The following is a 24,786-nucleotide window of genomic DNA, read 5'->3' on the forward strand; positions in this document are numbered from 1 at the left end:
TTGTTGAGCTTATGATTGAAACCACAGGCGATTTAGCGCAATAAAATGGCCTGCTGTAGGAGAGTTATTGATGCAAAAGAGTGTGCTAGCCAATGTTGCCGAAAATGTGCTGCGTTATGGTCCCAAGGCAATGGCTAAACCGTTAGCCATAGTGCCATTTAGTGTTAAAGCACGAGTGATCGAAAAGATCCTCGATCAATTAATGGCTCAGCAGATCGCAGATGAAGAGCTTGATTTTCTTAAGCAGCGCTGGGTAAAAATTGAAATTCAAGACATGAACTTAAGTTTTGAAGTGAGCTTCGAAAATCGGTTCAAGGTGCGTGAGCAAGGGGATGCGGAAGTGACCTTTAGTGCTCCAACCAAAGAGTTAGTATTGATCGCGGCGGCTAAAGAAGATCCTGACACACTATTTTTCCAACGTAAATTGGCTATCGAAGGCGACACCGAGTTAGGGCTGGAAGTGAAAAACTTACTGCTGAGTATCGAATTTGATGCCATGCCTAAAGTTGTCAGACAAAGCATTGAACATCTAGCAAACTTATTATTGCAATTACAGCGTCAAGTCGATGCTAAATGGGTTTAATACCAATTAGTATAAGAAAAGTACTCTACTCAAGGTGTTTTTAGCACTTCTGATAGCTGTGCTATTGAGTTTGACCGTAGAGCAACTATGCGCTTCACTTGTTGCAATCAACAGGGATGTTGTGAATGCCTTTAATGCAGGAGCAATTAAGGGCAATCAACAGGGATGTTGTGAATGCCTTTAATGCAGGAGCAATTAAAGGCCTTTCCTCATAAGCGCTAAATTCTCGCTGAGCGGATTTATCTTTATACTGTTGGGTATTAGGACGGGACAATAGCGTTAATTAAGCGCTATGCCTAGATTCGATACACCCGATTGAATGATCTCTTTGCGTAGTGATTTAACGAATTCTGCGCTGATTTTTGGATTTTCTTCGATAATCTCTAACAGTGAAGCTTGCAGGGCTTTCTCCTCTTGCATCACCTCATGATTAAAGATGAAATCATCGAGGGCTTCTTCTTCCATTTCCTCTTCAATCGTCGCTTCTATATAGTTAGCCACTGTGCTTGAAGAGAGTTTACTGATATTGGTGATGTCGTCTTCCACTTTGCTTTGCAAGGCGCTTAGCAGAGCGGTCAGCGCTACAGCAGCGTCCATTGCGGGATAAACGCCATAAGCATCAAATTGACTTGGCTCTGGAGTATTAAGGTCTAAGCGTTCAAGATAAAGATCGATGTTTAGCTTCAACTTTTTGTCATACATAGATTGCCATAACAAGTTCAGCGTGGTGTCGAGTACCTGAGGGTCACCAAATTCACATACCTCACTAAATAGCTGGTAGTTGGGGTACATACGTTGGCAAAGCGCAATGGCAAATAATTTTTTCTGCTCAAGTTCGAGCGCTTTTAGTCGTTTGAAAAACCCGGGCTTATTACTCATCGATCACATCCATAGATAACTGGGATAGTACTTGGTTAGCTGCTGATTCTACCTTAGAAAGCTCATCAAGTAACTCTAGTATTTCCGGTTCTACATCTTCGACCTTAGCGCCTTTTTTCAAGGCTTGCTCGATTTCCCTACAAAGCCGCTGTGTCGTCGGCACGCCGCAATAACAGCTTGCGCCATGCAGCTTATGTACATGCGAGATCATCGCTTGACTGTCTAACTGATCGAGAGCCTGAGAAAGGTGATTGCGAGTTTCAGGTAAGGAGTCGAGTAACATCTGTAGCATCTCAAGTGCTAAATCCGCTTTATGATTAGCCTGAGTTAAGCACAGTTCCCAATTAAGGGTATGCAGATCGAAGTGAGTAAACTTAGGTTTCACTTTCCAGCGGCTGATAACACCTTTAAGTGCCGCTTCATCTATGGGCTTAGGCAGATAACCATCCATCCCCGATTTATTGATACGCTCTCGCTCTTCCGCCATCGCATGTGCCGTTACCGCAATGATAGGGGTATTGCGATTGAGTGAGTGCTCACGGATCTGTTTGGTGGCACTAAAGCCATCTGTGCCAGGCATTTGAATATCCATAAAGATCAGATCGAAACTACGGGTTTTGGCAATTTCAACTGCGCTTTGACCTTTATCGGTTACCGTCACTTGCGTCACCAGTTCTCGCAGTAGGGTATCGATAAGTTTGAGGTTGGCAGGGTTATCATCCACAGCGAGCACACTCAATGGCTCGCGGCTGAGTAAATCATCAGTTGGTTCAATTGTCTGCGCTGCTAATGGCGCTTTATGAGGGTTTAATAGGGCTACAGCTAAAGTACGCTCACCCACAGGAGCGTGTAAGACTTTATCGACACTGGGCTGGAACATGCCTATCTTGGCAGCACTATTGTTACTGGTACACAGATAGAGTGAATAATCACTTAGCTGCTTTATTCGGTTGAGAATGGCGTTAAGACTAGCGCTTTCGGCTAACTCTTTACAGCTGATTAAGGCGAAATTAAAGTGCTGGTGTTGGCTGAAAACCTCATCGAGTTCATCTGGATTGGTAACGCTGGTGACCCGCATCTTCCAATGTTTGAATAGCTTCTCATGCACCTGTCTCGAAAGTGGCTTGCTCTCGAATAATAAAATCGATTTATGCTTAAGCTTGTTAATTTCTAGGGTTTGACTTATCGGATATTTACTCAGCTTTAACGGCAGGGTAAACCAGAAAGTAGAGCCTTTATTCGGGCTAGATAGACAGCCAATTTGGCCACCCATTTGATTGATTAAGCGCTTGGTGATCACCAGGCCTAAACCAGTACCGCCGAAACGGCGAGAAATCGAAGAGTCAGCTTGGCCGAAAGCTTGAAATAACTGCTTTTGATGATGTTTATCTATGCCAATACCCGTGTCGGTAATTTCACAGCGGATATTCAGTTGATCCGAGGTCTCGCTGGTGAGCATGAGTTTAAGCTGCACGCTGCCGCTATCGGTAAATTTAATGGCGTTACCTACCAAGTTTGTCAGCACTTGGCTGACGCGTAACGCATCGCCAGACACATTGTCATCGATGTCGGGGTCGATATCGATAACCAACTCAAGTTCTTTCTCTTTAGCACTGTTGGCAAGCAGTGAAATGGTATCTTCTATCACTTCACGCAGTGCAAATGACATATTTTCTAACACCATTTTACCGGCTTCGAGTTTCGAGAAATCTAAGATGTCGTTAATGATATCCAGCAGGTTAGTGGCACTTTTTTCGATGGTTTTGATGTAATCTTGCTGGCTGGAATGCAGTGGTGTTTTTAACAGTTGCTTGGCAAAGCCAATTACGCCATTAAGCGGCGTTCGCAATTCGTGAGACATGTTAGCCAAGAACTCTGACTTGATTCGGCTGGCTTCTAATGCACGTTTTTTCGCTAGATCCAGCTCGACGTTTTGGATCTCAATCTGCTCTAAGGTCTCACGTAAATCTGAAGTTGCCTGATCGATATTTTGTTGCATCTCCTCGTGGTAATCCGATAAGGAGACCGCCATGGCGTTGATCCCCCGTTTCAGCAAGTCCAGCTCACCAATCAAATTACCATCGACTCGGGTGTCGAGTTTACCTTCCCTGATCTTTGCTACCACTCGCACCATCTCGGTGATGGGCTTAGTCACATTTTTTACCAGCCTGAAGGTGAACAATAAGTTTAGTTGTACCCCAATCAACACAATAATGAATGCGGCTACAGCTGCTCGGTGCTGTTCCAGTAGGGCATTTTCTTTGTTGATCAGCACAGCAATGTAACCCAAGCGAGCCGAGTTCACTTGGTTGGCGGTTGAATTATTATCATAGGGGCTGACAATCAACTCTCGTTGACTGGAGAAAATCGGACTGCGCAGAATGATGCTGTCGCCAAACTGTTCAAGCTCGGTAGCGTTGAGTGAATCAATTGGCTTGTTATAACGCATAAACTCATGACTTTTATAGTGATGCGAAGTCACGATAACCCGATTGTTGGTATCGAAAATAGCAATAAATTGCACCAAATTTGATTTGTTTAACTGAGCAGAGGTGATGAGTCTTTTGGTGGTTTCGAAGTTTTTGGTTTCAAGTCCAATCTCCGCGGCAATAGCCAGTGGCTCGATGATATTGCCGCCGCGTTCGATTAAGCTTTGTTCCAGCTCATAGAAGCGATTTATGGTAAAATAACTGCCAAGCAAAATACCGACCAAAATAGTAGGCGCTAACGCCAGCACAAGAACCCAAGCTCTTAAGCTGTATTTAGTCATATTTTCGGTACGATTCATGGCGTTGGCTAAATCAGTTCTTTGGTAGATATAGGTTACCTTAGACTGCCAGACTTTGTGCAGTATTTACTAGTATTTTTATTGTTTTAGAGGCCGAAATGGCACAATTTTTTAAACCTAAACCCAATAAATCAAAACAAATGGCGGCTAAGCAGCTGTTTGACGTGAGCGATATAGATCATCTCGGCGCGGGAATTGCGCACCACCAAGGTAAAATCGTTTTTATTGCTGGCGCTTTGCCTGATGAAAAAGTCACAGCGCAGGTGGTTGAGCAGAAAAAGCGCCATGCTAAAGCTAAGCTGTTAAACATTAATACGGCCTCTAGTCATAGAGTTGAACCCGCTTGTCCCTATTATGGACAATGTGGTGGCTGCGATCAGCAGCATTTGGATTTAACTATGCAGCGTCACTATAAGCAGAATGCTTTGGTGAATTTGGTCGATAAGATGGGCCAGATGCAAGCCGATGAAGTGGAGCCAGCGCTAGTGGGTGAACCATGGCATTATCGACGCAAGGCTCGTCTTGCGACTCAATATGATCGTGACCAGAAAACCTTGGCTTTAGGGTTTCGCGCTCAGGCGAGCAATCAAGTTATCGATATCGAACAATGTCCGGTTTTAGCCGCTGAGTTGTCGACCTTGATCAGCCCTTTAAAAGTTTGCCTGAATCAATTGTCAGCAAGACGCAGCTTGGGCCATGTTGAGTTGATTGCCGTCGAGTCTGGCGCCTTAGTGGTGATTAGAATAACCCAAGCCTTAGATGAGTCGGACAAGCAATTGTTGAGCGAGTTCGGCCAGTCTCATAAGGTGGAGCTGGTTTTGCTTGATGAGCATGCCGAGCTTGAGCAGCTTAATGGCGAGGCAAGATTGCCATTTTATCGTTTAGATAATCAATGTCAGCTGAGTTTTTCTCCAGGGAACTTTATTCAAGTTAACGGCGAAATGAATCGCAAGATGGTGGAGCAAGCTATTAATTGGCTAGATGTTAAACCGGGCGAGCGCGTGCTGGATCTGTTTTGCGGTGTAGGCAATTTTACGATTCCATTAGCGAAAACCGGTGCCGAAGTGGTTGGCGTCGAAGGTGTGATGGCTATGGTACAGCAGGCTAAAGTCAACGCTAAGCAGAGTGGGGTTGAACAGGTAGCGTTTTATCATGCGGATTTGAGTGCCGATATCTCTAATCAAAAATGGCTTGGAAGAATTGATAAACTCTTGCTTGACCCTGCACGAGCCGGTGCCTTTGAAAGTCTACAATGGTTGAAGAAAATGAAGCCAAAATCTGTCGTATATATTTCCTGTAATCCGGTGAGTTTAGCTCGAGATTGTGCGCCATTAATCAAGCAAGGTTATCGACTGCAAAAATTGGGGCTGATTGATATGTTTCCGCAAACACATCATATCGAAGCCATGGCGCTGTTTGAATTGGATTAATAGCCAGGAAAACGGCCACAAATGAACAATCTTTCAGCCTTTGTTAATTGACAATAAAGTCAGATTGTTCAAGATAGTCATTTCATCAGTAATGTGGACGTGAACGTAGATAGCTATCTCGATATAAAGTGTCGGCTTAGTCAACGTGTAATGAAGTAATTTAAGGACAATCTTTAGATGGTATCGGTTAGAGAAGCACATTTTAATGATAAGGACTTTCAATTAACTGAGTGGGTTAATCGATACCTTGACGACGCCGATGATGCGCAATCCTTGCTGGATTTAATGAAGCAGGTGGAAGCATTAGTTGCTAAAAATGAAGCCGGTAACCTCGATAAAGAGAGTTTATTAAGTCATCGTGCGCGCGAGATGATTGAGATTTTAGCGCCACTGAACATGGATATCGAAACCCTACAAGCGGCCGTTATCTTCGTGGTTTTTGATGCCAAAGTAATCGATGCCGAGCAGGTTGAAACCTTATTCGGTGCCAAGCTAGCGACCTTAGTTAATAGTGTCGTAACCATGGACGCTATCGGGGCGTTAAAGGTTAATGAGCAGAGCCGTAACGCCGAGCCGCAAATCGATAATATCAGACGCATGTTACTGGCCATGGTGGAAGATGTGCGCGCCGTGGTGATCAAGCTGGCCGAACGTATTTGCCTGCTTCGGGAAGTGAAAAATGCCGATGAAGAAACCCGTGTCCTACTGGCCCGTGAAATTGCCGATATCTATGCGCCTCTTGCCAACCGTTTAGGTATTGGTCAGCTCAAGTGGGAGCTGGAAGATATCTCATTTCGTTATCTGCATCCCACCACCTACAAAGAGATTGCTAAACAGTTAGATGGTAAACGAGTCGATCGTGAGATCTATATCGACAATTTTGTCAATCAGCTGCAACAGCGTCTCGATGACGATCAAATTCGCGCCAAAGTTTACGGTAGACCTAAGCATATCTACAGCATCTGGAAAAAGATGCGTGGTAAAGACCTAAAGTTTGATGAACTTTTTGATGTGCGCGCTGTGCGTATCGTCACCGAGCGACTACAAGATTGTTATGGCGCCTTAGGCGTGGTGCATACTCTGTGGCACCACATTCCCAAAGAGTTTGACGATTATGTCGCTAATCCCAAACCCAACGGTTATCAGTCGATTCATACCATAGTGGTGGGGCCTGAAGGTAAAACCGTTGAAATCCAAATTCGTACCGAACAGATGCATGAAGATGCCGAATTAGGTGTAGCGGCACACTGGAAGTATAAAGAGGGCACCACAGGCAAACAAAGCGGCTACGAAGAGAAGATTAACTGGCTGCGTAAAATTTTGCAGTGGCAGGAAGATGTGGCCGAGAGTGGTAATTTGGTCGACGAAGTACGCAGTCAGGTGTTTGAAGACCGAGTCTATGTGTTCACACCTAATGGCGATGTAGTTGACTTGCCGATGGGCTCCACCGTTTTGGATTTTGCCTATTATATTCATTCCCAAGTGGGTCACCGCTGCATTGGCGCCAAGGTAGATGGCCGTATCGTGCCCTTCACCTATCAGGTGGAAACCGGTGAACGGGTCGAGATCATCACCTCTAAACACCCAAATCCGAAGCGTGATTGGTTGAACCCTAACTTAGGTTATGTGAAGGCGTCGAGAACCCGCTCGAAGATCCAACATTGGTTTAAGCAGCAAGACAGAGATAAGAATATTGTTGCCGGGCGTGAAATGCTCGAAGCGGAGCTATCTCGTAGCGGCTTAACCATTAAAGATGCCCACAGTGCGGTTGAGCGCTTTAACATGGTCGGTATGGATGATCTGTTGGCGGGCATTGGTGGTGGCGATGTGCGTCTCAATCAGGTGGTTAATCACGTTCAGAGTCGGCTTCGCAATAATGAGGTGTCTGAAGAGGAAGTGCTTGAAGACTTGCTCAAGAAGCATCAGCCACGCAGTGATGCCAAGAGTAAAGGGCAGGTTGAGGTTAATGGTGTTGGTAACCTGATGAGCCATATTGCTAAGTGTTGCCAGCCTGTTCCAGGTGATGAAATTCTAGGTTTTATCACCAAAGGCCGCGGTATTTCTGTACACAGAGCCGATTGCGAGCAGGTGAAAGAGCTGATGCGAGTACAGCCTGAGCGTGGCGTTGATGTGGTTTGGGGGGAGAATTATTCCGGTGGTTACAAATTAAGAATTCGGGTGATTGCTAATGATCGTAGTGGTTTGCTCAGAGACCTTACTTCGGTATTGGCGGCTGAAAAATCAAATGTATTTGCCATGAGTTCATCATCGGATATTAAAACCCAAACTGCGGCTATTGAGCTTGAACTTGAACTTTATAATCTTGAAGGTTTGTCGCGAGTGATCGCGAAATTATCACAGGTTGATGGTGTCATTGAGGCTAGAAGATTGTAATTTCAGCTAAGGCCAATAAGGTGTACTAGGTTAGTGACTTACCTATACCATATATAAAGATACCGTATATTTTAAAAAGGCGATTCAATTAGTTGAGTCGCCTTATCTTTTGAGAGAAGCAAATGACTCAATCCAATACTCCCAAGACTCACGATATTCAGCGTCTATTAGATATCATGGCGCAGCTACGAAATCCCAATTCGGGTTGTCCATGGGATTTAGCACAAGATTATCAATCTATAGTGCCGTTTACCTTAGAAGAAGCCTATGAAGTGGCTGATACCATAGAGCGCTGTGCTTTCGATGAACTTCCTGGTGAATTAGGTGATCTATTATTTCAGGTGGTGTTTTATTGTCAGCTTGGTAAAGAACAAGGCCGATTCGATTTTGCCAATGTGGTGGATAAAATTTGTCGTAAATTGACGGAACGTCATCCGCATGTGTTTGCTGAGCCTGCACAAATTAGCAGTCAAGAGGTGAAACAAACTTGGGAGAGTATTAAAGCCTCAGAAAGAGCGGGGCGATCGTTAACCTCAGTACTGGATGATATTCCGCTTAACTTACCGGCTTTGAGCCGTGCGGCGAAAATTCAGCGTCGCGTTGCGACTCAGGGATTTGACTGGAATGAGTTAGCGCCTGTGGTCGCGAAAGTGCATGAAGAAATCGATGAAGTGCTGGTGGAAGTGAATGCCGATGCACCCGATAAAAATAAAGTACAAGAAGAGATGGGTGATTTATTGTTTGCAGTGGTTAATCTTGCGCGTCACATTGGTGTTGAGCCGGAGCAAGCGCTGCGACTGGCTAATGCTAAATTTGAGCGTCGCTTTCGGGGTGTCGAAGCCTTAGCGGCGGCTGCAGATAAGCAGATGGCTGAGCACACCTTAGCTGAGTTAGATAGTTATTGGGATAGAGTTAAACTAACGGAAAAGTGAGGCTCATTCTCTGTCTAGAGCCGAATGACTCTGTGTTGATATGAGTCAATGGGCTTGTATTGAAATGAGTTAGTGGCCTAGCGCTATTATTTTATATCACCAGATTAACCTTGTTCTGATGCGTGATTTAATCGGGATATTCAGGCTACATACTGCTTGGCTGACATGTGTTGATAAATGGGACTCGCTTTTTAGGTGAATAAAATAGTGCCAGCAGAGCCAAACTCGTTATAAATGGTAAAAATATATCGCTTAGTTGTTTGTCGAAGCTCAACTGCTTTGGTATAATAACGCCCCGTCCTAGTGCTTTCTTACAAGCACATATTTCCAACTCATTTTCTCAGGTTCAGCATGACTACAAGGTATATCTTCGTTACTGGTGGCGTGGTTTCATCACTAGGTAAAGGCATTGCAGCAGCATCTTTGGCGGCAATTTTAGAGGCTAGAGGCCTTAATGTAACCATTATGAAGCTGGATCCTTATATTAACTTGGATCCGGGTACCATGAGTCCAACTCAGCATGGTGAAGTATTTGTCACCGAAGACGGTGCTGAAACTGATCTTGATTTAGGTCACTATGAACGTTTTATCCGTACCAAGATGAATCGTCGTAACAACTTCACGACGGGCCGTATTTACGAAGAAGTGTTACGCAAAGAGCGTCGTGGTGATTATTTAGGTGCAACCATTCAGGTTATTCCTCACATCACTAACGCTATCAAAGAGAAAGTGTTGGAAGGCGGTGAAGGTCATGATGTGGCAATCGTTGAGATTGGCGGCACAGTAGGTGATATCGAATCACTGCCGTTCCTTGAGTCTATTCGTCAGTTGGGCGTTGAACTAGGACGCGACCGCTCGTTATTTATGCATCTGACACTGGTTCCTTTCTTAGGGGCTGCAGGTGAGGTGAAAACCAAGCCTACGCAACATTCAGTTAAAGAGTTACGTTCAATCGGTATCGCGCCAGATGTGTTGGTTTGCCGTGGTGACCGTGCCATTCCATCAAATGAAAAAGCCAAAATTTCGTTATTCTGTAACGTCGAAGAGCGTGCGGTTATTTCATTAAAAGATGTTGACAGTATTTATAAAATCCCTGCGTTATTGAAGGCGCAAGGCTTAGATGATTTAGTGACGAAACGCTTTGGTATCGAATGCAAAGAAGCCGATTTGGCTGAGTGGGAAAATGTAATTTACCAAGAAGCTAATCCTACTGGTGAAATCACCATTGGTATGGTGGGTAAATATATTGAACTACCCGATGCTTATAAGTCTGTTAACGAAGCGCTTAAACATGCCGGTTTATTTAACCGTGTATCGGTTAACATCAAGTATATTGACTCACAAACGGTTGAAGCCAAAGGTGTTGAAGTGCTTGAAGGCTTAGACGGTATCCTGGTTCCAGGTGGTTTTGGTCAACGTGGCGTTGAAGGTAAAATTTTAGCGGCACAATATGCACGTGAAAATAACCTGCCTTATTTTGGTATCTGTTTAGGTATGCAGGTGGCGCTGATTGAGTTTGCTCGTCACGTTGCTGGGCTTGAAGGTGCGCATTCTTCAGAGTTTAACCCTGAAACACCGCATCCTGTTGTCGGTTTGATCACTGAGTGGATCGATGAAAAAGGCAATGTCGAGCAACGTCATGAAGAGTCGGATTTAGGTGGTACTATGCGTCTAGGCGCACAGCTTTGTCATCTGATTGAAGGGACCAAAGCGGCAGCGGCATACAAAGGCTTAACTTGTGTTGAGCGTCACCGTCATCGTTACGAAGTGAACAACACTTATAGAGAACGTTTAGAGAAAGCTGGCTTAGTATTTAGTGGTCTATCATCAGATCGCCAGCTGGTAGAAATGATCGAACTCCCTAACCACCCTTGGTTTGTGGCGGGTCAGTTCCATCCTGAATTTACATCGACACCTCGTGATGGTCAGCCATTATTTGAAGGTTTTGTCGCAGCAGCCGTCGCATATCAAAAAAACGATTTAGGCTAAGCTAAAAATATAAGCCGCCTCCGTGATTCGGAGGCGGCTTTTTTGTTTTAGATGATGTAAATTTAGTGATAAGAATTTTAGTTTTGCATTAACTTTTTAAACTTAAATCTTAAACTTACAGTCGAGGAAATTATGGCTAAAATTATCAATGTCATTGGTCGCGAAATCATGGACTCACGCGGTAACCCAACGGTTGAAGCTGAAGTTCATCTAGATGGTGGTTTTGTTGGCATGGCAGCGGCACCTTCTGGTGCATCTACGGGTAGTCGTGAAGCGCTAGAACTTCGTGATGGCGATAAAAGCCGTTATATGGGCAAAGGGGTATTGACTGCGGTTGCTAACATCAATGGTCAAATCCGTGATGCGTTGCTAGGTAAAGATGCCACTGCTCAAGCAGAGCTTGATCAAATCATGATCGATCTTGATGGCACAGAGAACAAAGACAAGCTAGGTGCTAATGCTATTCTTGCGGTTTCTCTAGCGGCGGCTAAAGCGGCGGCAGCGTTCAAAGGCATGCCTCTTTATGCACATATCGCTGAGCTAAACGGTACTCCAGGGCAGTACTCAATGCCAGTTCCTATGATGAATATCCTTAATGGTGGCGAGCACGCTGATAACAACGTCGATATTCAAGAGTTTATGGTTCAGCCTGTTGGTGCTAAGAGCTTCCGTGAAGCACTGCGAATGGGTGCTGAAATCTTCCATAACTTGAAGAAAGTACTACAAGAAAAAGGCCTAAATACTGCAGTAGGTGATGAAGGTGGTTTTGCGCCTAACCTAGCTTCTAACGCTGATGCGCTGGCTATCATTAAAATTGCAGTAGAAAAAGCAGGCTATAAGTTAGGTGAAGACGTGACTTTAGCACTGGACTGTGCGGCTTCTGAATTCTACAAAAATGGTCAATATGATCTTTCTGGTGAAGGCAAAGTATTCGACTCAAACGGTTTCTCTGATTTCTTGAAATCGCTGACTGAAGAATACCCAATCGTGTCTATCGAAGATGGACTTGATGAGTCAGATTGGGATGGCTGGGCATACCAAACTCAAATCCTTGGCGATAAAATCCAGCTAGTGGGTGATGATCTATTTGTGACCAACACTAAGATCCTAAGCCGTGGTATCGAAAACAACATTGCTAACTCTATCCTGATTAAGTTTAACCAAATCGGTTCATTGACTGAGACCCTAGCGGCAATTCGCATGGCGAAAGAAGCGGGTTACACAGTAGTGATTTCACACCGTAGTGGTGAAACTGAAGATGCGACAATCGCTGATCTAGCAGTTGCAACGGCAGCGGGTCAAATTAAGACAGGTTCTCTTTGTCGTAGTGACCGTGTGGCTAAGTACAACCAATTGCTACGTATTGAAGAGCAATTGGGTGAAAAAGCACCTTATAAAGGTCGTAGCGAGATCAAAGGACAAGCATAATTGCGAAATAATGCTTAATTTGTAAAAAGGCCGCCACTTGGTGGCCTTTTTTGTTGTAATATCAATCTAGATTTTTTAATAGAGACCAAGCCACTAAGGATGAACCGTCTTCTTATTGCCATCATAGTCTTACTTTGCCTGCTTCAATATCGACTCTGGGTGGGCGAAAATAGTTTGCCTGAATCTTTTCAAATCCAAGAGCAGATAAAGCTGCAAAGAGAGAGTAATGCCAAGCTGATCGAACGTAATCAAGTACTCAAAGAGGAGATCAATGATCTGCGTAGTGGTACCGAAGCACTCGAAGAACGTGCGCGTAACGAATTAGGCATGGTCAAAGAAGGGGAAACCTTTTTCCGTGTTGTCGGTGAGCCGCAACGTGAAGCGCATCTCAATCGTTGATCTTCAATATTTTGTGACCTGTTATGCAAGTCACAATTGCCTGACATGAGTTTTTATCAATGAAGCCACTTATTGAGCATCTAATTGCAATTGTTCCCGCCGCTGGGATTGGTAGTCGCATGGGCGCCGAACTTCCAAAGCAGTATTTGATGCTAAATCAGCAGCCTATTATCGGCCATACTCTCGATATACTGTTAAATCACCCACGGATCACGCAAGTGATCGTAGCCTTGCATCCTGAGGATTGCTATTTTGATGCCTTAACTCAGGCCAAGCATCCTAAATTAACCCGCGTCACAGGCGGAAATGAGAGAGCTGATTCAGTGTTAGCGGGCCTGTCTCAACTGACTGAAGAGCAAAGTTGGGCCTTGGTACATGACGCCGCCAGACCTTGTTTACATTGCAGCGATATCGACAAACTGATTGAAACTGCCGAACAGCAAATGAGTCAGAACCGTGAGCCTCAAGGGGCTATTTTGGCGATGCCTGTGCGCGATACCATGAAGCGGAGTGATCGCCATGGGGATATTGAGGAGACTGTATCTCGCGATAATCTGTGGCATGCGCTAACCCCGCAATTATTTCCAGCGAGCATTTTAAAAAACAATCTGACTAATGCCCTAGCCTTCAAGGTCAATATTACCGACGAAGCTTCGGCGATGGAATGGGCTGGGGCTAAGCCGCATCTAGTCCCGGGTCGTGGCGATAATATTAAGGTGACTCATCCTGATGATTTGCGGCTTGCGGCGTTGTTTCTGTCTCAAGAGGATTTTAGTTGAAGTCATATTTTTGCTAAACGACGATAAAGTGAGAGCAGTGCATCAAACGATAAACGGTTCAATTGAGTTGGGTTCAGTGTTCATATTTAAGCTGAATCAGAGCAATAAAAATAAAAGATAGGTAATGAAATGAATATTCGTATTGGTCACGGTTTTGATGTACACAAGTTTGGCGGTGAATTGCCTTTGATACTCGGTGGAGTGGAAGTGCCATATGAAACAGGCCTAATTGCCCATTCCGATGGTGATGTGGTGTTACACGCGATCTCCGATGCGATTCTTGGTGCTATGGCTTTAGGTGATATTGGCAAGCATTTTCCCGATACTGATGCTGAATTTAAAGGCGCTGATAGTCGAGTGTTACTGCGTCATTGTTATCAACTCGCCTTGGATAAAGGTTACTGTTTAGGTAATTTGGATGTCACTGTGATTGCTCAGGCGCCGAAAATGCTGCCGCATATTGAGGCGATCCGCTTGTGCATAGCCGAAGACCTGGTAAGTCCTGTCGATAATATCAACGTCAAGGCTACGACTACAGAGAAATTAGGATTTACGGGGCGTAAAGAGGGCATTGCTGTCGAAGCTGTAGTCTTAATGGCTCAAATAAATGACCCCAATTAATAACCAAAGTTAATCAACCAAATTAAATTAATAGACAAGTGAAGTTTATGAGTTCCCTACATTATTTACATGGTCAGCCATTATCGACTGCCGATTTACGTACTCACAATAGTGATTTTATGGTCGATGAGATCTTACCTTTTATGCCTACGGGCGAAGGTGAGCATCATATGCTGCACATTCGTAAAGAGGGGCTCAACACGGCAGATGTCGCCAGAATGATCTCCAGTTTTGCCAGTGTTCATCCTAAAGAGGTGACCTTTGCAGGCCAAAAAGATAAGAACGCAATCACAACTCAATGGTTTGGGGTGCGAATTCCGGGCAAAGAGACACCGGATTGGCAAGCGCTGAATACTGAGCAATTAACTCTACTCAGCAGTAGCCGTCACAGTAAAAAGCTGCGTACGGGAGCATTAGCGGGCAATCGATTTACCCTGACATTGCGAGCCGTTTCTAATGTGGAAGATTTGCTTAAGCGAATTGCTTTAGTACAGCAAACTGGCGTGCCCAACTATTTTGGCGAACAACGTTTCGGCCATGATGGTAAGAATTTGATCTTTGGTCGACAAATGCTCGCAGGTAAGAAAGTAAAAGATCGCAATAAACGCAGCATGTATTTATCTGCAGTACGTTCATACTTATTTAACCAAGTGGTCTCAGCCCGTCTAGCTCAATACGGCACTCAGGTATTGGATGGCGATTGTGTCATGCTCAGTGGTAGTAAGAGCTATTTTGTTGCTAATCCTTGGGATGAAGCCTTACATTCACGTTTACAGCAAAAAGATATTCAACTCTCTGCCCCCTTGTGGGGGCGAGGACAAGCTTTGTCACAAGGGGATGCGCTTGAATTTGAATCACAGGTTATTGAGCCATTTAGTGAAGACTGTTCAGGTTTAGAGCAAGCGGGATTGAACCAAGAAAGGCGTACACTATTACTAGAACCGCAACATTTAAGTTATGAAGTTAATGCTGATACTCTGGTGTTAAAATTTGCCTTGCCAGCGGGGTGCTTCGCTACATCGGTACTTCGAGAGCTAGTCAATTATGAAGATGTTAATGAACGTGAATTTAAACAAAGACGTCTAGCGAATAGCGAACAAAACCAATGATTAATATCTTAGTGAGTAATGATGATGGGGTTTCGGCTCCTGGAATAGCCGCATTATCAGAGGCGTTATCACAATATTATCAAGTGAAAACGGTTGGGCCTGATCGTAATTGCTCGGGTGCCAGTAATTCATTAACCTTGACTAACCCTTTGCGAATTAATAAGTTAGATAATGGTTATATTTCAGTCAGTGGTACACCGACTGATTGTGTGCATCTGGCAATACGTGAACTTTACCAACAAGAGCCGGATATTGTGGTATCAGGCATTAATGCTGGCGCCAATATGGGTGATGACACACTGTATTCGGGAACCGTCGCCGCGGCAATGGAAGGGCGTTTTTTAGGCCTGCCTGCGATTGCGATATCACTGGTGGGCCGTGAGCTCAAGCATTATGAAACGGCTGCACACTTTGCTTGTAAGATAGTTGCTGGATTGGTCAAGAAGCCAATAGCACATGATCAGATATTAAACGTTAACGTACCGGATCTACCGCTGGCGGAGATCAAAGGCATTAAAGTGACTCGTCTTGGGGCAAGACACAAGGCTGAAGGCATGGTGCGAACTCAAGATCCGGCAGGTAGAGAGATTTTCTGGCTCGGCCCACCGGGTGATGAACAAGATGCCAGTGAAGGGACAGACTTTCATGCGGTCGCTAATGGTTATGTGTCGGTGACACCGCTAACCGTCGATTTGACTGCATATGAACAGCTTTCAACAATGAAACAATGGATTGAACACCTATGAATGGCGTTGCCACAAGATCAGCATTGAATTTAGCTAATCATCTAAAAACGGCAGGGATCCGTAATGAAGATGTGCTTTCGGCGGTTGCCAAAACGCCAAGGGAGCTTTTTCTCGATGCCGCATTGGGGCATAAAGCTTATGAGAATACCGCATTACCTATAGGTCAGGGACAGACTATATCTCAGCCCTATATAGTGGCGAGAATGACGGAACTGCTACTTGAAAAAGCCCCTAAGAAAGTACTAGAGATTGGCACAGGCTCGGGATATCAAGCTGCTATCTTGGCGCAGCTAGTTGATCAGCTTTGTACTGTTGAGCGGATTAAAAGTTTGCAAATACAAGCCAGGCAACGCCTGAAAAGACTCGACCTACATAATGTGTCATTTAAATATGGTGATGGTTGGCAAGGTTGGCTTAATAAAGGTCCTTTCGATGCCATTATGGTGACCGCTGCTGCGAGCAGCGTGCCGCAAGCTTTATTGGAACAGCTTGCCACCAATGGCGTGCTGATCATTCCTGTGGGAGAGGCGGTACAACAACTGCTTCGTGTAACTCGCACAGAATCTAGTTATCACACCGAAACCATCGAAATGGTGAAATTTGTCCCTTTAGTTAATGGTGAACTCGCTTGATGTTGCCTGCGGGTTTAATATGGTTGATCAGTTAAATAGTAGTGCCGCATCCAATCTTACAATAGGCTATCAGCTTAAGTTGAGAAACCGCTTGTCACGTGTAGTGATGCTGCTTATTGGTGTACTTATATCTGGCTGTAGTTTTCAAGCACAAACGCCAGCGCCTGTCGTCAGCCTCAATAGTCCGGTAAAAAAAACCTATCATAGAGGTGGTCTTACCTCCGAGCAATATAAAGTAAGAAAAGGTGATACTTTATACTCTATTTCATGGGCAGCTAATAAAGATTTCGTTGATATCGCTAACAATAATGGCTTAAAACAGCCATATACCATCTATCCTGGACAAGTCTTGAATCTAAACTTTTCAAAGTCTAAGTCGAATAGACAAAAGACTGATTTGTCGAAAAAAAATCAAACTAAAGTTGCAACAAAAAATACCAATAATGTTAAAAAACAATTGGTTAAATCAACTTCTTCCGCAGCGACAGAAAATACCATAGTGGCGAAAAAATCGCTTGATCAGTACAAAAAACCTGCGTACTCTGAAACAACTAGTCAACAAAATATTAACGAGGTTATCCACAAGCCTCATTCGGTGTTGCCGAATAAAGTTTATAAATGGCATTGGCCCGTTAAAGGCAAGTTGATTAGCCGTTTCTCTGCCAACGAGCAGGGTAATAAAGGGATTAAGATTGCGGGATCTCGTGGCGATCGCATTAAGGCTGCTGCCGATGGACGTGTAGTGTATGCCGGAAACGCGCTTCGTGGTTACGGAAATTTGGTGATTATTAAGCATAGCGATGACTACTTAAGCGCTTATGCTCACGCCGATAAAATCTTGGTCAAGGAAAAACAATTTGTGACGGCTGGACAGACTGTCGCAAGTATGGGAAACACGGGTACCAATCAAGTGATGCTGCATTTTGAGATTCGGTATCATGGCAAATCCGTCGACCCGCTTAAATATTTACCTAAAACATAATTTTTTTAGGTGCCGTTTTGGCAATTGGAGGATAGAAGAGTGCAGTAAATAGTGAGTACAATTTGGGAGAGATTATTATGGGTCGAACAAAATCAACCGCAGTTGCGGAGCCCTTAGTTGACTTGTCAAAGGATGAGTTAAATAGTTCAACAACTAATAGCAAGGAAATTGCTAAAGAGGCTGAATTAGATCAGCAAGTACAAGATGATTTACAAAAGAATCTTGATGCCACTCAGTTATACCTGAGTGAAATTGGGTTTTCCCCCCTATTGAGTGCGGAAGAAGAGGTCTATTTTTCACGTAAATCCTTAAAAGGTTGTGGAAAGTCCAGAAACCGTATGATTGAGAGCAATCTCAGACTCGTCGTTAAAATCGCTCGTCGTTACAATAATCGTGGTTTAGCATTACTTGACCTTATCGAAGAAGGTAACTTAGGCCTGATCCGAGCAGTGGAAAAATTTGATCCTGAGCGTGGTTTTAGATTCTCAACTTATGCGACTTGGTGGATAAGACAGACCATAGAGCGGGCGATAATGAACCAAACTCGCACCATTCGCTTACCTATTCATGTGGTTAAAGAACTAAACGTTTATCTTCGTACCGCTCGAGAGCTCGCGCATAAGCTCGATCATGAACCTACGGCTGAAGAGATTGCTGAACAGTTAGATCTGCCTAGCAGCGATGTGAGTCGTATGCTGAAACTAAATGAACGTATTACTTCTGTGGATACGCCATTAGGTGGCGATAACGACAAAGCGTTACTGGATGTGTTGGCTGACGATGATTGCGTAGGACCTGACTACAAGGTACAAGACGAAGATATGTCCAAGTCAGTGGTGCGTTGGTTAGATGAGCTTAATAGTAAGCAACGCGAAGTGTTAGCGCGTCGATTTGGTTTATTGGGTTATGAGCCATCTACTTTAGAAAATGTAGGTAAGGAGATAGGGTTAACTCGAGAGCGCGTACGCCAGATCCAAGTTGAAGCCTTGAAGCGTCTGAAAGATTTATTGGGTGCTCAAGGACTGTCGGTTGAAGCGATTTTTAGAGTCTAACTTTGTTTAAAAAAGTAGTTTGAGGCGCAGGTTTAGTTTGATTTTTTTAGATATTTTTTAATAGCCTACCTCAATATGAAAGATTAAAAAGCGCAGATAAAGGCTCATGCTAATCGTTTTAAGTCATTGAACGATTCTCAGATGGCTTCATAATCGGTCTCAACAGTGTTGAGACCGATTTTTTATGTCTGAGTTTTCTAAAGAGTTGCAGAACACTGTGGAGTTCTGCCAAGACCATCATATCAGTATGTTTTATAAGCCATTCCGCATGAGTGGGTAAAAGAAGCTGTTAAGCAAACTGGACGAGTCTCTGTTCACAAACGACGGCTTTCCAGCCGAGTAAGCAGTGTGATTAGTTTTTGGGATAGAGCTACTTCGAAATCACTCTATTCAAAGTGTTTACGGTTTTATCAAATCAGTCTGAGGTTTGAGCTGGCTAAGTTTGAGCCGACTAAATTGGAGATAGCGTGTCTCAAGAGGATCAAAAAGGTGCCAATGTTAAAGTGCCGCCACCACTGATTTTTATTTTATGGATGCTGACGGCTTACGCTATCGAGCAGTGGCTGCCTTCTGGTTTAGTTATTGCCGAATCGATAAAGCAAGTTGCCGTGATATTGATGTTGATTGCGGCCTTACTTCTGCTGCATATGTTACTGATGTTTAAGCGTCAACAAACGGCGGTTGAACCATGGAAACCCACCACTCACATTATTACCAGTGGTTACTATCGCTTTTCGCGTAATCCAATCTATCTGACGTTTTGTTTCTATCCGGTAGGGCTGGGTTGTATTGAAAGCTCATGGTGGTTAATCTCGAGTTTTTTACCGGCTTGTTTCACGGTTTATCATCTTGCCATAAAGCGGGAAGAGCGTTATTTGCAACAGAAATTCCCGCAAGATTATGCGCAATATTGCAATAAGGTTCGTCGCTGGATTTAGCCTGTTAATCGGCTAGGAGTAACGCTTTTTGCATTGGAATACAGTCTAGGCAGATGCCTCTTGGTGAGTGATAACTGGATATGGAATTACCAATAAAGCCTTGTGATCGGTAAAACGCCGCCGCATTCAAGGTTGAGTCAAGCCTGAGTATTGATAAGCCGTTTTTCAGAGCCAGTTGTTCAAGAAAGGCCAGCATCAATTTGGCCGCTCCTTGGTCAAAATAATCCGGGTCAACGAAGATGGCATCAATTACGCCAGTGTCGAGATCTAACTTACCGCTGCCAATCACCTTGCTTTGTTTCTCAGTTACATAAAAATTGTCGGTAACATCTTCGGCAAAATGGGACGAATAATCGCCTTCAGTCCATAGGGCTAGCTGTTTGTCGCTGTAAAAGCCTGAACATTCAGCCAAAATGGCACGACATCGAATCGCATAAATTTTTGCAGCATCCTTTTTTACTGCTTTTCTAATTGAGAACATAGCTTCCTATGGCGATGTGTAACTTATTTTGCTGGAGATTAAATCGAAGTGGCAAAATTGCCAAGAGGAAATCTGCGCTAATGATGAGAATTTTTGTGTAGCAGAATTTGCTATATTGGCCTTTATGGTCTGAGTTATCGAGCGATACGCTTGATTGCTAACGCTATAATTGGTGGCGATTAGCAATCAAGAAAAGCGTTTAGCCTTGAATCGCGGCGGCAAGATATTGCTGATAGGTATCTTCACCCCAGGCGATTAATTTATCATTTTTAAACAGTAGCGGCGTACATTCATCGCGAGTGGTTTCCCCGTCGGACTTACCATGACGGGTACGATAAAACAGCACCATCAAGCTGGCATCGTCGCTGGTTTTCGCTTCAGAAAAGTCGGGTTTTCCCAATAAGCTTGTCACTTGCGCTAGCGGTAAGCCGAGTTTCATTTCGGTGATTTTTTCATTGTTATAGGCTTGCCTATCTTCCCAGTCCATATCTTCGGGCGTGGGTTCATAGACCAATACGACAACGGCAACAAAGGCAAGGTAGGCAGCAAAAATGGAGCCTATGATGACAGGGACTTTTGATTTCATTGTAGTTACAGATCCTTGTTACAATAACGTCATAGCGTTGCATAAATTACCTATGCAACATACCATTTACAATATAAAACAGATGAAAATAGGAAGATAGCCCGATAATGCAGCTGAGGCGCAAAAATCAGTAAGCGAATGTTTACGTAACCTTTGCTTCGTCGGATGTTATCGGTTTAACACGATAATGGGCCAAGTTGGTATTGAGGGGAATGTCGGTCTGTAGCTGGACTAATTTATAACTGAGCCTGGCGAGTGGCCGTCCTTCCTCGAGTTTCTTAGCCTGACGAGTGCCAATTTTATCTAAAGAGCTATAAATATTGCCTAAAGTACGGAATGTTTTTAATAGCTCTGCCGCAGATTTTGGGCCGATCCCCGGCACCCCCGGGATCTTATTGCCACTGTCACCAGCTAAGGCAAGGTAGTCGATAAATTGGCTGCGATCGACACCGAGTTTTTGTTCGCGTTCTTCTATGGTTAGCGGTTGCTGATTGAAATAGTCCCAGAGGCTGATATTGGGATTTAGCAGCTGAGTAAAGCCTTTGTCGGTGGAAACAATAATAGCGCGATGAGATTGAGCCATCTTAGTGGCTAAGGTGGCAATGACATCGTCGGCTTCAGATTCAGCATCTATCGAATTAATATTTAAGCCAGCAAGGTGAGCTTTAATCTCGCTTAAATGCTCAGCCAACGCATGAGGCATGGGTTTACGCCCCTTCTTGTAATCTTCATAGAGGTGCTTACGCCAAGAGGTGGCATCACCATCCCAGACTACTGCGATATGACTAGGTTGCTGGTGCTTAATTAACTTTAAACAGCTAGCAGCGACACGTTGAGCTAAGCCATTAACATCATTTTCGTTGGGTTGGGCAGCGTGTAGTCGCCGCACAAGATTAAGACCATCGATAATTAACAGAGTGTTCATTGCTTGTTTGTGCTCTTTAGTTCGTCGCTTTAGGTGTTAGTTAAGTCACGATTTTATAGCAGGGAATATATTCGCTGCCAGGTAACTTCATACGCTGCTGCTGGACAAAAGCTTGCAGTAGGGTATCCATCAATTTCATCAATACTGGATCGCCATTTAACTCAAACGGACCATTTTTTTTGATAGCTTTAATGGTATCCAGTTTTACATTGCCTGCGACTATACCAGAAAAAGCACGTCTTAGGTTGGCGGCTAATTCTGCTTTATTGGATTGAAAATAGAGGTTTAAGTTGCTCATCACCTCATGGCTGGGGATGAAGGGCAGTTGAAATTCGGGTTCGATTTTGAGTGACCAATTGTATTGATAAGAGTCGCCCATCGCTTTGCGTTGCTCTTTTATCTGATCCATACCATGAGCCATAATCCTCGCGACTCGAACCGGATCGTCGATAACGATCTCATATTTGTCTTGCGCTTCTTTACCTAAGGTTGCCGCAATAAATTGATCTATCTGGCTAAAGTACTCTTCGCTCTCTTTCGGCCCAGTTAATACCAACGGGAAGGGCAGCTGGCTATTTTCTTTATTAAGTAAAATACCTAATAAATACAATAATTCTTCTGCAGTACCTGCGCCACCAGGGAAGATAATGATCCCATGACCTAAGCGAACAAAGGCTTCGAGGCGTTTTTCAATATCGGGCAAGATGATCAGTTCATTGACTATCTGGTTAGGTGGCTCGGCGGCAATAATACTGGGTTCAGTTAGACCAATATAACGGGCATCTCTGACCCTTTGTTTGGCATGGCCAATGGCGGCGCCTTTCATTGGGCCTTCCATGGCTCCAGGACCACAGCCTGTACAGATATCGAGATCTCGCAGTCCTAATTCATATCCTACTTCTCGGGTATATTGATATTCTATTGGGTTGATACTGTGACCGCCCCAGCAGACCACAACTTTGGGTTCATTACGGGGAATGGCTTTAGCGTTGCGTAGGATGTCAAACACCACGTTTGTGATGTGATTGGAGTTAGTCAGGTTAATGTGCTTGAGGTTATCGTATCTATCGCTGAGGTAGACGATATCACGTAGCACAGCAAACAAGTGTTCTTGGATCCCGGCAATAATATTGCCATCGACAAAGGCTGCTTCTGGCGGATTAACCAGTTCGAGTTTTATACCCCGCTCACGTCTGAGGACATTGATATTGAAATGCTTAAATTGCTCGAATAGATCTTCTGCATCATCGGTTTGTGCACCAGAGGCGAGTACCGCCAACGAGCAACTGCGAAACAGTTGGTAGAGTTCACTACTGGCATTTTGTTTGAGGCGATCAACTTCGAGTTGGGAGAGTTGATCGAGGCTGCCTCGGGGGCTGATATTAATGATCATGGCAACTCCTTAAGTAGAGTTGAGCATGAAGTTGACTGGGAAAATTAAACTACAGCGAGCACTGTGTTAAGCGTCAATAATCACTCTATCTCTACTTTCATGTTTGGCTCTATACAGCGCAGCATCGGCACGTTCAAAGGTTTCACTGATCTGCTCATTGCCAATAATTTGCGCAGCACCTATAGATACTGTAACGGTAATTCGCTGATCTTTAAACTTAAATGGGATATTTTTTACTTTTTCTCTGAGTCGATTTAACAGATGCTCAATATCATTTGCTGTTACATCAGGAATGAGCAATACAAACTCTTCGCCGCCATAACGAGCGACAAACTCAGATTCGCGTAGCGAGTTTTTCAATGCCATTGAGATCACTTGCAGAGTTTTATCGCCAGTGCTGTGTCCGAAACTATCATTAATCGATTTAAAGTGATCAATATCGGCAACCGCAATCCACAGGGTGCTCTTAGTGCGCAAATAGTTACGATACTCACGCTCCATTCTATCCTCTAATGCGGCTCGGTTTGGTAGCTGGGTAAGCGAATCGAGCATATTGATCTTCTGCTGTTCAAACAGACGTTCTTTATAAGTGTTGGCTTCATCGCTTAATTGGTTAAGTTCGCTACGCATAGTATCCATGGCTTGACGTAACATGGCTTGTTCACGTTGTTCGAGTGCTTCTTTGCGGCCGAGTGCTGTGCGAATGGAAGCGAGTTGTTCGGTAACCTTGGACTTTAACAGGGTGATATCGTCAATATCGCTGATAGCGACACCTACATTATCGACACTGGAGTTTATTTCACTATTAAGCTGTTTTTTTAACTGAAAACTGCGCTGATTGGCATTATATGAATCTCCAACCACTTCTCTTACTGCCGACAAAGCATCGTTTAGTGCGTAGAGGAATTCTTGTGAAGCACTCTTCTCTAGGGCAATGTTGCTGAGCAATAAGGATAAAATATTTTGATAAGCATCAAGCAGGCCATCGACTTCGATGCCATTTGCCAGATATTCTTTGATTGCCAGAATCTGTTCCGATTGATCTTTTCTAAACTCAATATCATTGATCATCTGCGCCAATTCGAGTGCCAGTTGACGGTGTTTAGGCAAGGCCTCAAGTGTCTGCCCCTGTTCAAGATGCTCTTGCAAAATGGTTTCATAAAAACCAATTAAGCGTTCAACCTTAGGCAGATAGTCACCATAGGTATGAAAAGGTTTCGCTAATTCTTGTTTGAAATAACTGATCTCTTTTTTGAGCTTTTCAGGGGCTGAATTGACACGTTGTAATTGACGGATGACCTGAGACAGTCGAGTTCGACCATCTTCTAATTGCAGCATCACATGTCGATATTGATGCTTGAGCAGTTGTTCGACTTCTACCAGTTCGGGTAGGGCTTGCTCTATGTGTTCGATATTGGTGAGGTGAATGCGTAGCTTAGCAAGTTTATTATCGAGTTCGATACTTTGGCCTTTACAAGCTAGACTCAAATGACCGATAAACTGCAACAAAGAATGCTGATTTTGCGCTTTTTGATCGCGCATTTCAGCGAGTGCTAATTTGGCACCGTGTAGCTTTTGTTGTAGTAGCGATATTTGTGAAACGCTTGCCAAAGTGTCCTTCATTCTAGACCTTGTAAGTATAATTTTTGTTTGTTGTGACTAAAAAATCTTCTCTACTTATGTCTAGAAGTCGCTGAGTCTGTCGGATAGTTTAATTACT

At 44.0% G+C, this 24,786-nt stretch carries 22 protein-coding genes; 15 read left to right on the forward strand and 7 right to left on the reverse strand.

The window, feature by feature from the left end:
- Positions 1–70: 70 nt before the first annotated feature.
- Positions 71–583 carry an SCP2 sterol-binding domain-containing protein gene (locus tag L1D21_RS03620; RefSeq protein WP_239843858.1) on the forward strand — a complete coding sequence of 171 codons (513 nt, stop codon included), beginning with the start codon at positions 71–73 and terminating at the stop codon, positions 581–583.
- Positions 584–862: 279 nt separating this feature from the next.
- On the opposite strand, the gene L1D21_RS03625 is transcribed toward L1D21_RS03620, so the two are convergent.
- The gene (locus tag L1D21_RS03625) at positions 863–1,462 is read right to left on the reverse strand and encodes a YjaG family protein (RefSeq protein WP_239843859.1); all 600 of its coding nucleotides are present in this window, start codon (positions 1,460–1,462) and stop codon (positions 863–865) included.
- Positions 1,455–4,250 carry a two-component sensor histidine kinase BarA gene (gene barA, locus L1D21_RS03630; RefSeq protein ID WP_239843860.1) on the reverse strand — a complete coding sequence of 932 codons (2,796 nt, stop codon included), beginning with the start codon at positions 4,248–4,250 and terminating at the stop codon, positions 1,455–1,457. The genes L1D21_RS03625 and barA overlap by 8 nt, the downstream gene beginning before the upstream one ends.
- Before the next feature lie 98 nt (positions 4,251–4,348).
- Here barA and rlmD point away from each other — a divergent pair, with 98 nt between their 5' ends.
- The 14 genes from rlmD to L1D21_RS03700 all read left to right on the forward strand — a co-directional run bounded on the left by rlmD (position 4,349) and on the right by L1D21_RS03700 (position 19,681).
- On the forward strand, positions 4,349–5,680 hold the full coding sequence (rlmD, locus tag L1D21_RS03635) for a 23S rRNA (uracil(1939)-C(5))-methyltransferase RlmD (protein WP_239843861.1): 1,332 nt from the start codon (positions 4,349–4,351) through the stop codon (positions 5,678–5,680).
- 177 nt (positions 5,681–5,857) lie between these two features.
- Complete coding sequence (gene relA, locus L1D21_RS03640; RefSeq protein WP_239843862.1) at positions 5,858–8,074, forward strand: GTP diphosphokinase; 2,217 nt, start codon at positions 5,858–5,860, stop codon at positions 8,072–8,074.
- A gap of 122 nt (positions 8,075–8,196) precedes the next feature.
- On the forward strand, positions 8,197–9,006 hold the full coding sequence (gene mazG, locus L1D21_RS03645) for a nucleoside triphosphate pyrophosphohydrolase (protein ID WP_239843863.1): 810 nt from the start codon (positions 8,197–8,199) through the stop codon (positions 9,004–9,006).
- A gap of 351 nt (positions 9,007–9,357) precedes the next feature.
- The gene (locus tag L1D21_RS03650; protein ID WP_239843864.1) at positions 9,358–10,995 is read left to right on the forward strand and encodes a CTP synthase; all 1,638 of its coding nucleotides are present in this window, start codon (positions 9,358–9,360) and stop codon (positions 10,993–10,995) included.
- A gap of 132 nt (positions 10,996–11,127) precedes the next feature.
- The gene (eno, locus tag L1D21_RS03655; protein ID WP_239843865.1) at positions 11,128–12,423 is read left to right on the forward strand and encodes a phosphopyruvate hydratase; all 1,296 of its coding nucleotides are present in this window, start codon (positions 11,128–11,130) and stop codon (positions 12,421–12,423) included.
- Between the two features lie 99 nt (positions 12,424–12,522).
- Entirely contained in the window at positions 12,523–12,822 is a 300-nt protein-coding gene (gene ftsB, locus L1D21_RS03660; RefSeq protein WP_239843866.1) for a cell division protein FtsB, read from the forward strand.
- A 59-nt stretch (positions 12,823–12,881) separates the two neighbouring features.
- Positions 12,882–13,601 carry a 2-C-methyl-D-erythritol 4-phosphate cytidylyltransferase gene (gene ispD / locus L1D21_RS03665; RefSeq protein WP_239843867.1) on the forward strand — a complete coding sequence of 240 codons (720 nt, stop codon included), beginning with the start codon at positions 12,882–12,884 and terminating at the stop codon, positions 13,599–13,601.
- 129 nt (positions 13,602–13,730) lie between these two features.
- On the forward strand, positions 13,731–14,222 hold the full coding sequence (gene ispF, locus L1D21_RS03670) for a 2-C-methyl-D-erythritol 2,4-cyclodiphosphate synthase (RefSeq protein WP_239843868.1): 492 nt from the start codon (positions 13,731–13,733) through the stop codon (positions 14,220–14,222).
- Between the two features lie 47 nt (positions 14,223–14,269).
- A complete protein-coding gene (locus tag L1D21_RS03675; RefSeq protein ID WP_239843869.1) occupies positions 14,270–15,331 on the forward strand; it encodes a tRNA pseudouridine(13) synthase TruD in 1,062 nt (353 codons plus the stop codon).
- Positions 15,328–16,077, forward strand: coding sequence for a 5'/3'-nucleotidase SurE (surE, locus tag L1D21_RS03680; RefSeq protein WP_239843870.1), 750 nt, complete (start codon positions 15,328–15,330; stop codon positions 16,075–16,077). Before L1D21_RS03675 ends, surE begins: the two co-directional genes overlap by 4 nt.
- Complete coding sequence (locus L1D21_RS03685; protein WP_239843871.1) at positions 16,074–16,709, forward strand: protein-L-isoaspartate(D-aspartate) O-methyltransferase; 636 nt, start codon at positions 16,074–16,076, stop codon at positions 16,707–16,709. The genes surE and L1D21_RS03685 overlap by 4 nt, the downstream gene beginning before the upstream one ends.
- A gap of 106 nt (positions 16,710–16,815) precedes the next feature.
- Positions 16,816–17,691: a peptidoglycan DD-metalloendopeptidase family protein gene (locus L1D21_RS03690; RefSeq protein ID WP_239844182.1), complete on the forward strand. Its 876-nt coding sequence runs from the start codon at positions 16,816–16,818 to the stop codon at positions 17,689–17,691.
- A 77-nt stretch (positions 17,692–17,768) separates the two neighbouring features.
- The gene (gene rpoS, locus L1D21_RS03695) at positions 17,769–18,743 is read left to right on the forward strand and encodes an RNA polymerase sigma factor RpoS (protein ID WP_239843872.1); all 975 of its coding nucleotides are present in this window, start codon (positions 17,769–17,771) and stop codon (positions 18,741–18,743) included.
- 467 nt (positions 18,744–19,210) lie between these two features.
- A complete protein-coding gene (locus L1D21_RS03700; protein ID WP_239843873.1) occupies positions 19,211–19,681 on the forward strand; it encodes an isoprenylcysteine carboxylmethyltransferase family protein in 471 nt (156 codons plus the stop codon).
- Positions 19,682–19,685: 4 nt separating this feature from the next.
- Here the strand turns inward: L1D21_RS03700 and L1D21_RS03705 are convergent, their stop codons facing one another.
- The 5 genes from L1D21_RS03705 to L1D21_RS03725 form a co-directional block, all read right to left on the reverse strand.
- Entirely contained in the window at positions 19,686–20,162 is a 477-nt protein-coding gene (locus tag L1D21_RS03705; RefSeq protein WP_239843874.1) for a GNAT family N-acetyltransferase, read from the reverse strand.
- A 199-nt stretch (positions 20,163–20,361) separates the two neighbouring features.
- On the reverse strand, positions 20,362–20,748 hold the full coding sequence (locus L1D21_RS03710; protein ID WP_239843875.1) for a DUF3192 domain-containing protein: 387 nt from the start codon (positions 20,746–20,748) through the stop codon (positions 20,362–20,364).
- Positions 20,749–20,890: 142 nt separating this feature from the next.
- Positions 20,891–21,673: a flap endonuclease Xni gene (gene xni / locus L1D21_RS03715; RefSeq protein WP_239843876.1), complete on the reverse strand. Its 783-nt coding sequence runs from the start codon at positions 21,671–21,673 to the stop codon at positions 20,891–20,893.
- A gap of 40 nt (positions 21,674–21,713) precedes the next feature.
- On the reverse strand, positions 21,714–23,066 hold the full coding sequence (gene ppnN, locus L1D21_RS03720) for a nucleotide 5'-monophosphate nucleosidase PpnN (RefSeq protein WP_239843877.1): 1,353 nt from the start codon (positions 23,064–23,066) through the stop codon (positions 21,714–21,716).
- A 66-nt stretch (positions 23,067–23,132) separates the two neighbouring features.
- On the reverse strand, positions 23,133–24,689 hold the full coding sequence (locus L1D21_RS03725; protein ID WP_239843878.1) for a diguanylate cyclase: 1,557 nt from the start codon (positions 24,687–24,689) through the stop codon (positions 23,133–23,135).
- Between the last annotated feature and the right edge of the window lie 97 nt (positions 24,690–24,786).

The organism is Shewanella sp. Isolate11 (assembly GCF_022398315.1).
Classification (GTDB): Bacteria; Pseudomonadota; Gammaproteobacteria; order Enterobacterales; family Shewanellaceae; genus Shewanella.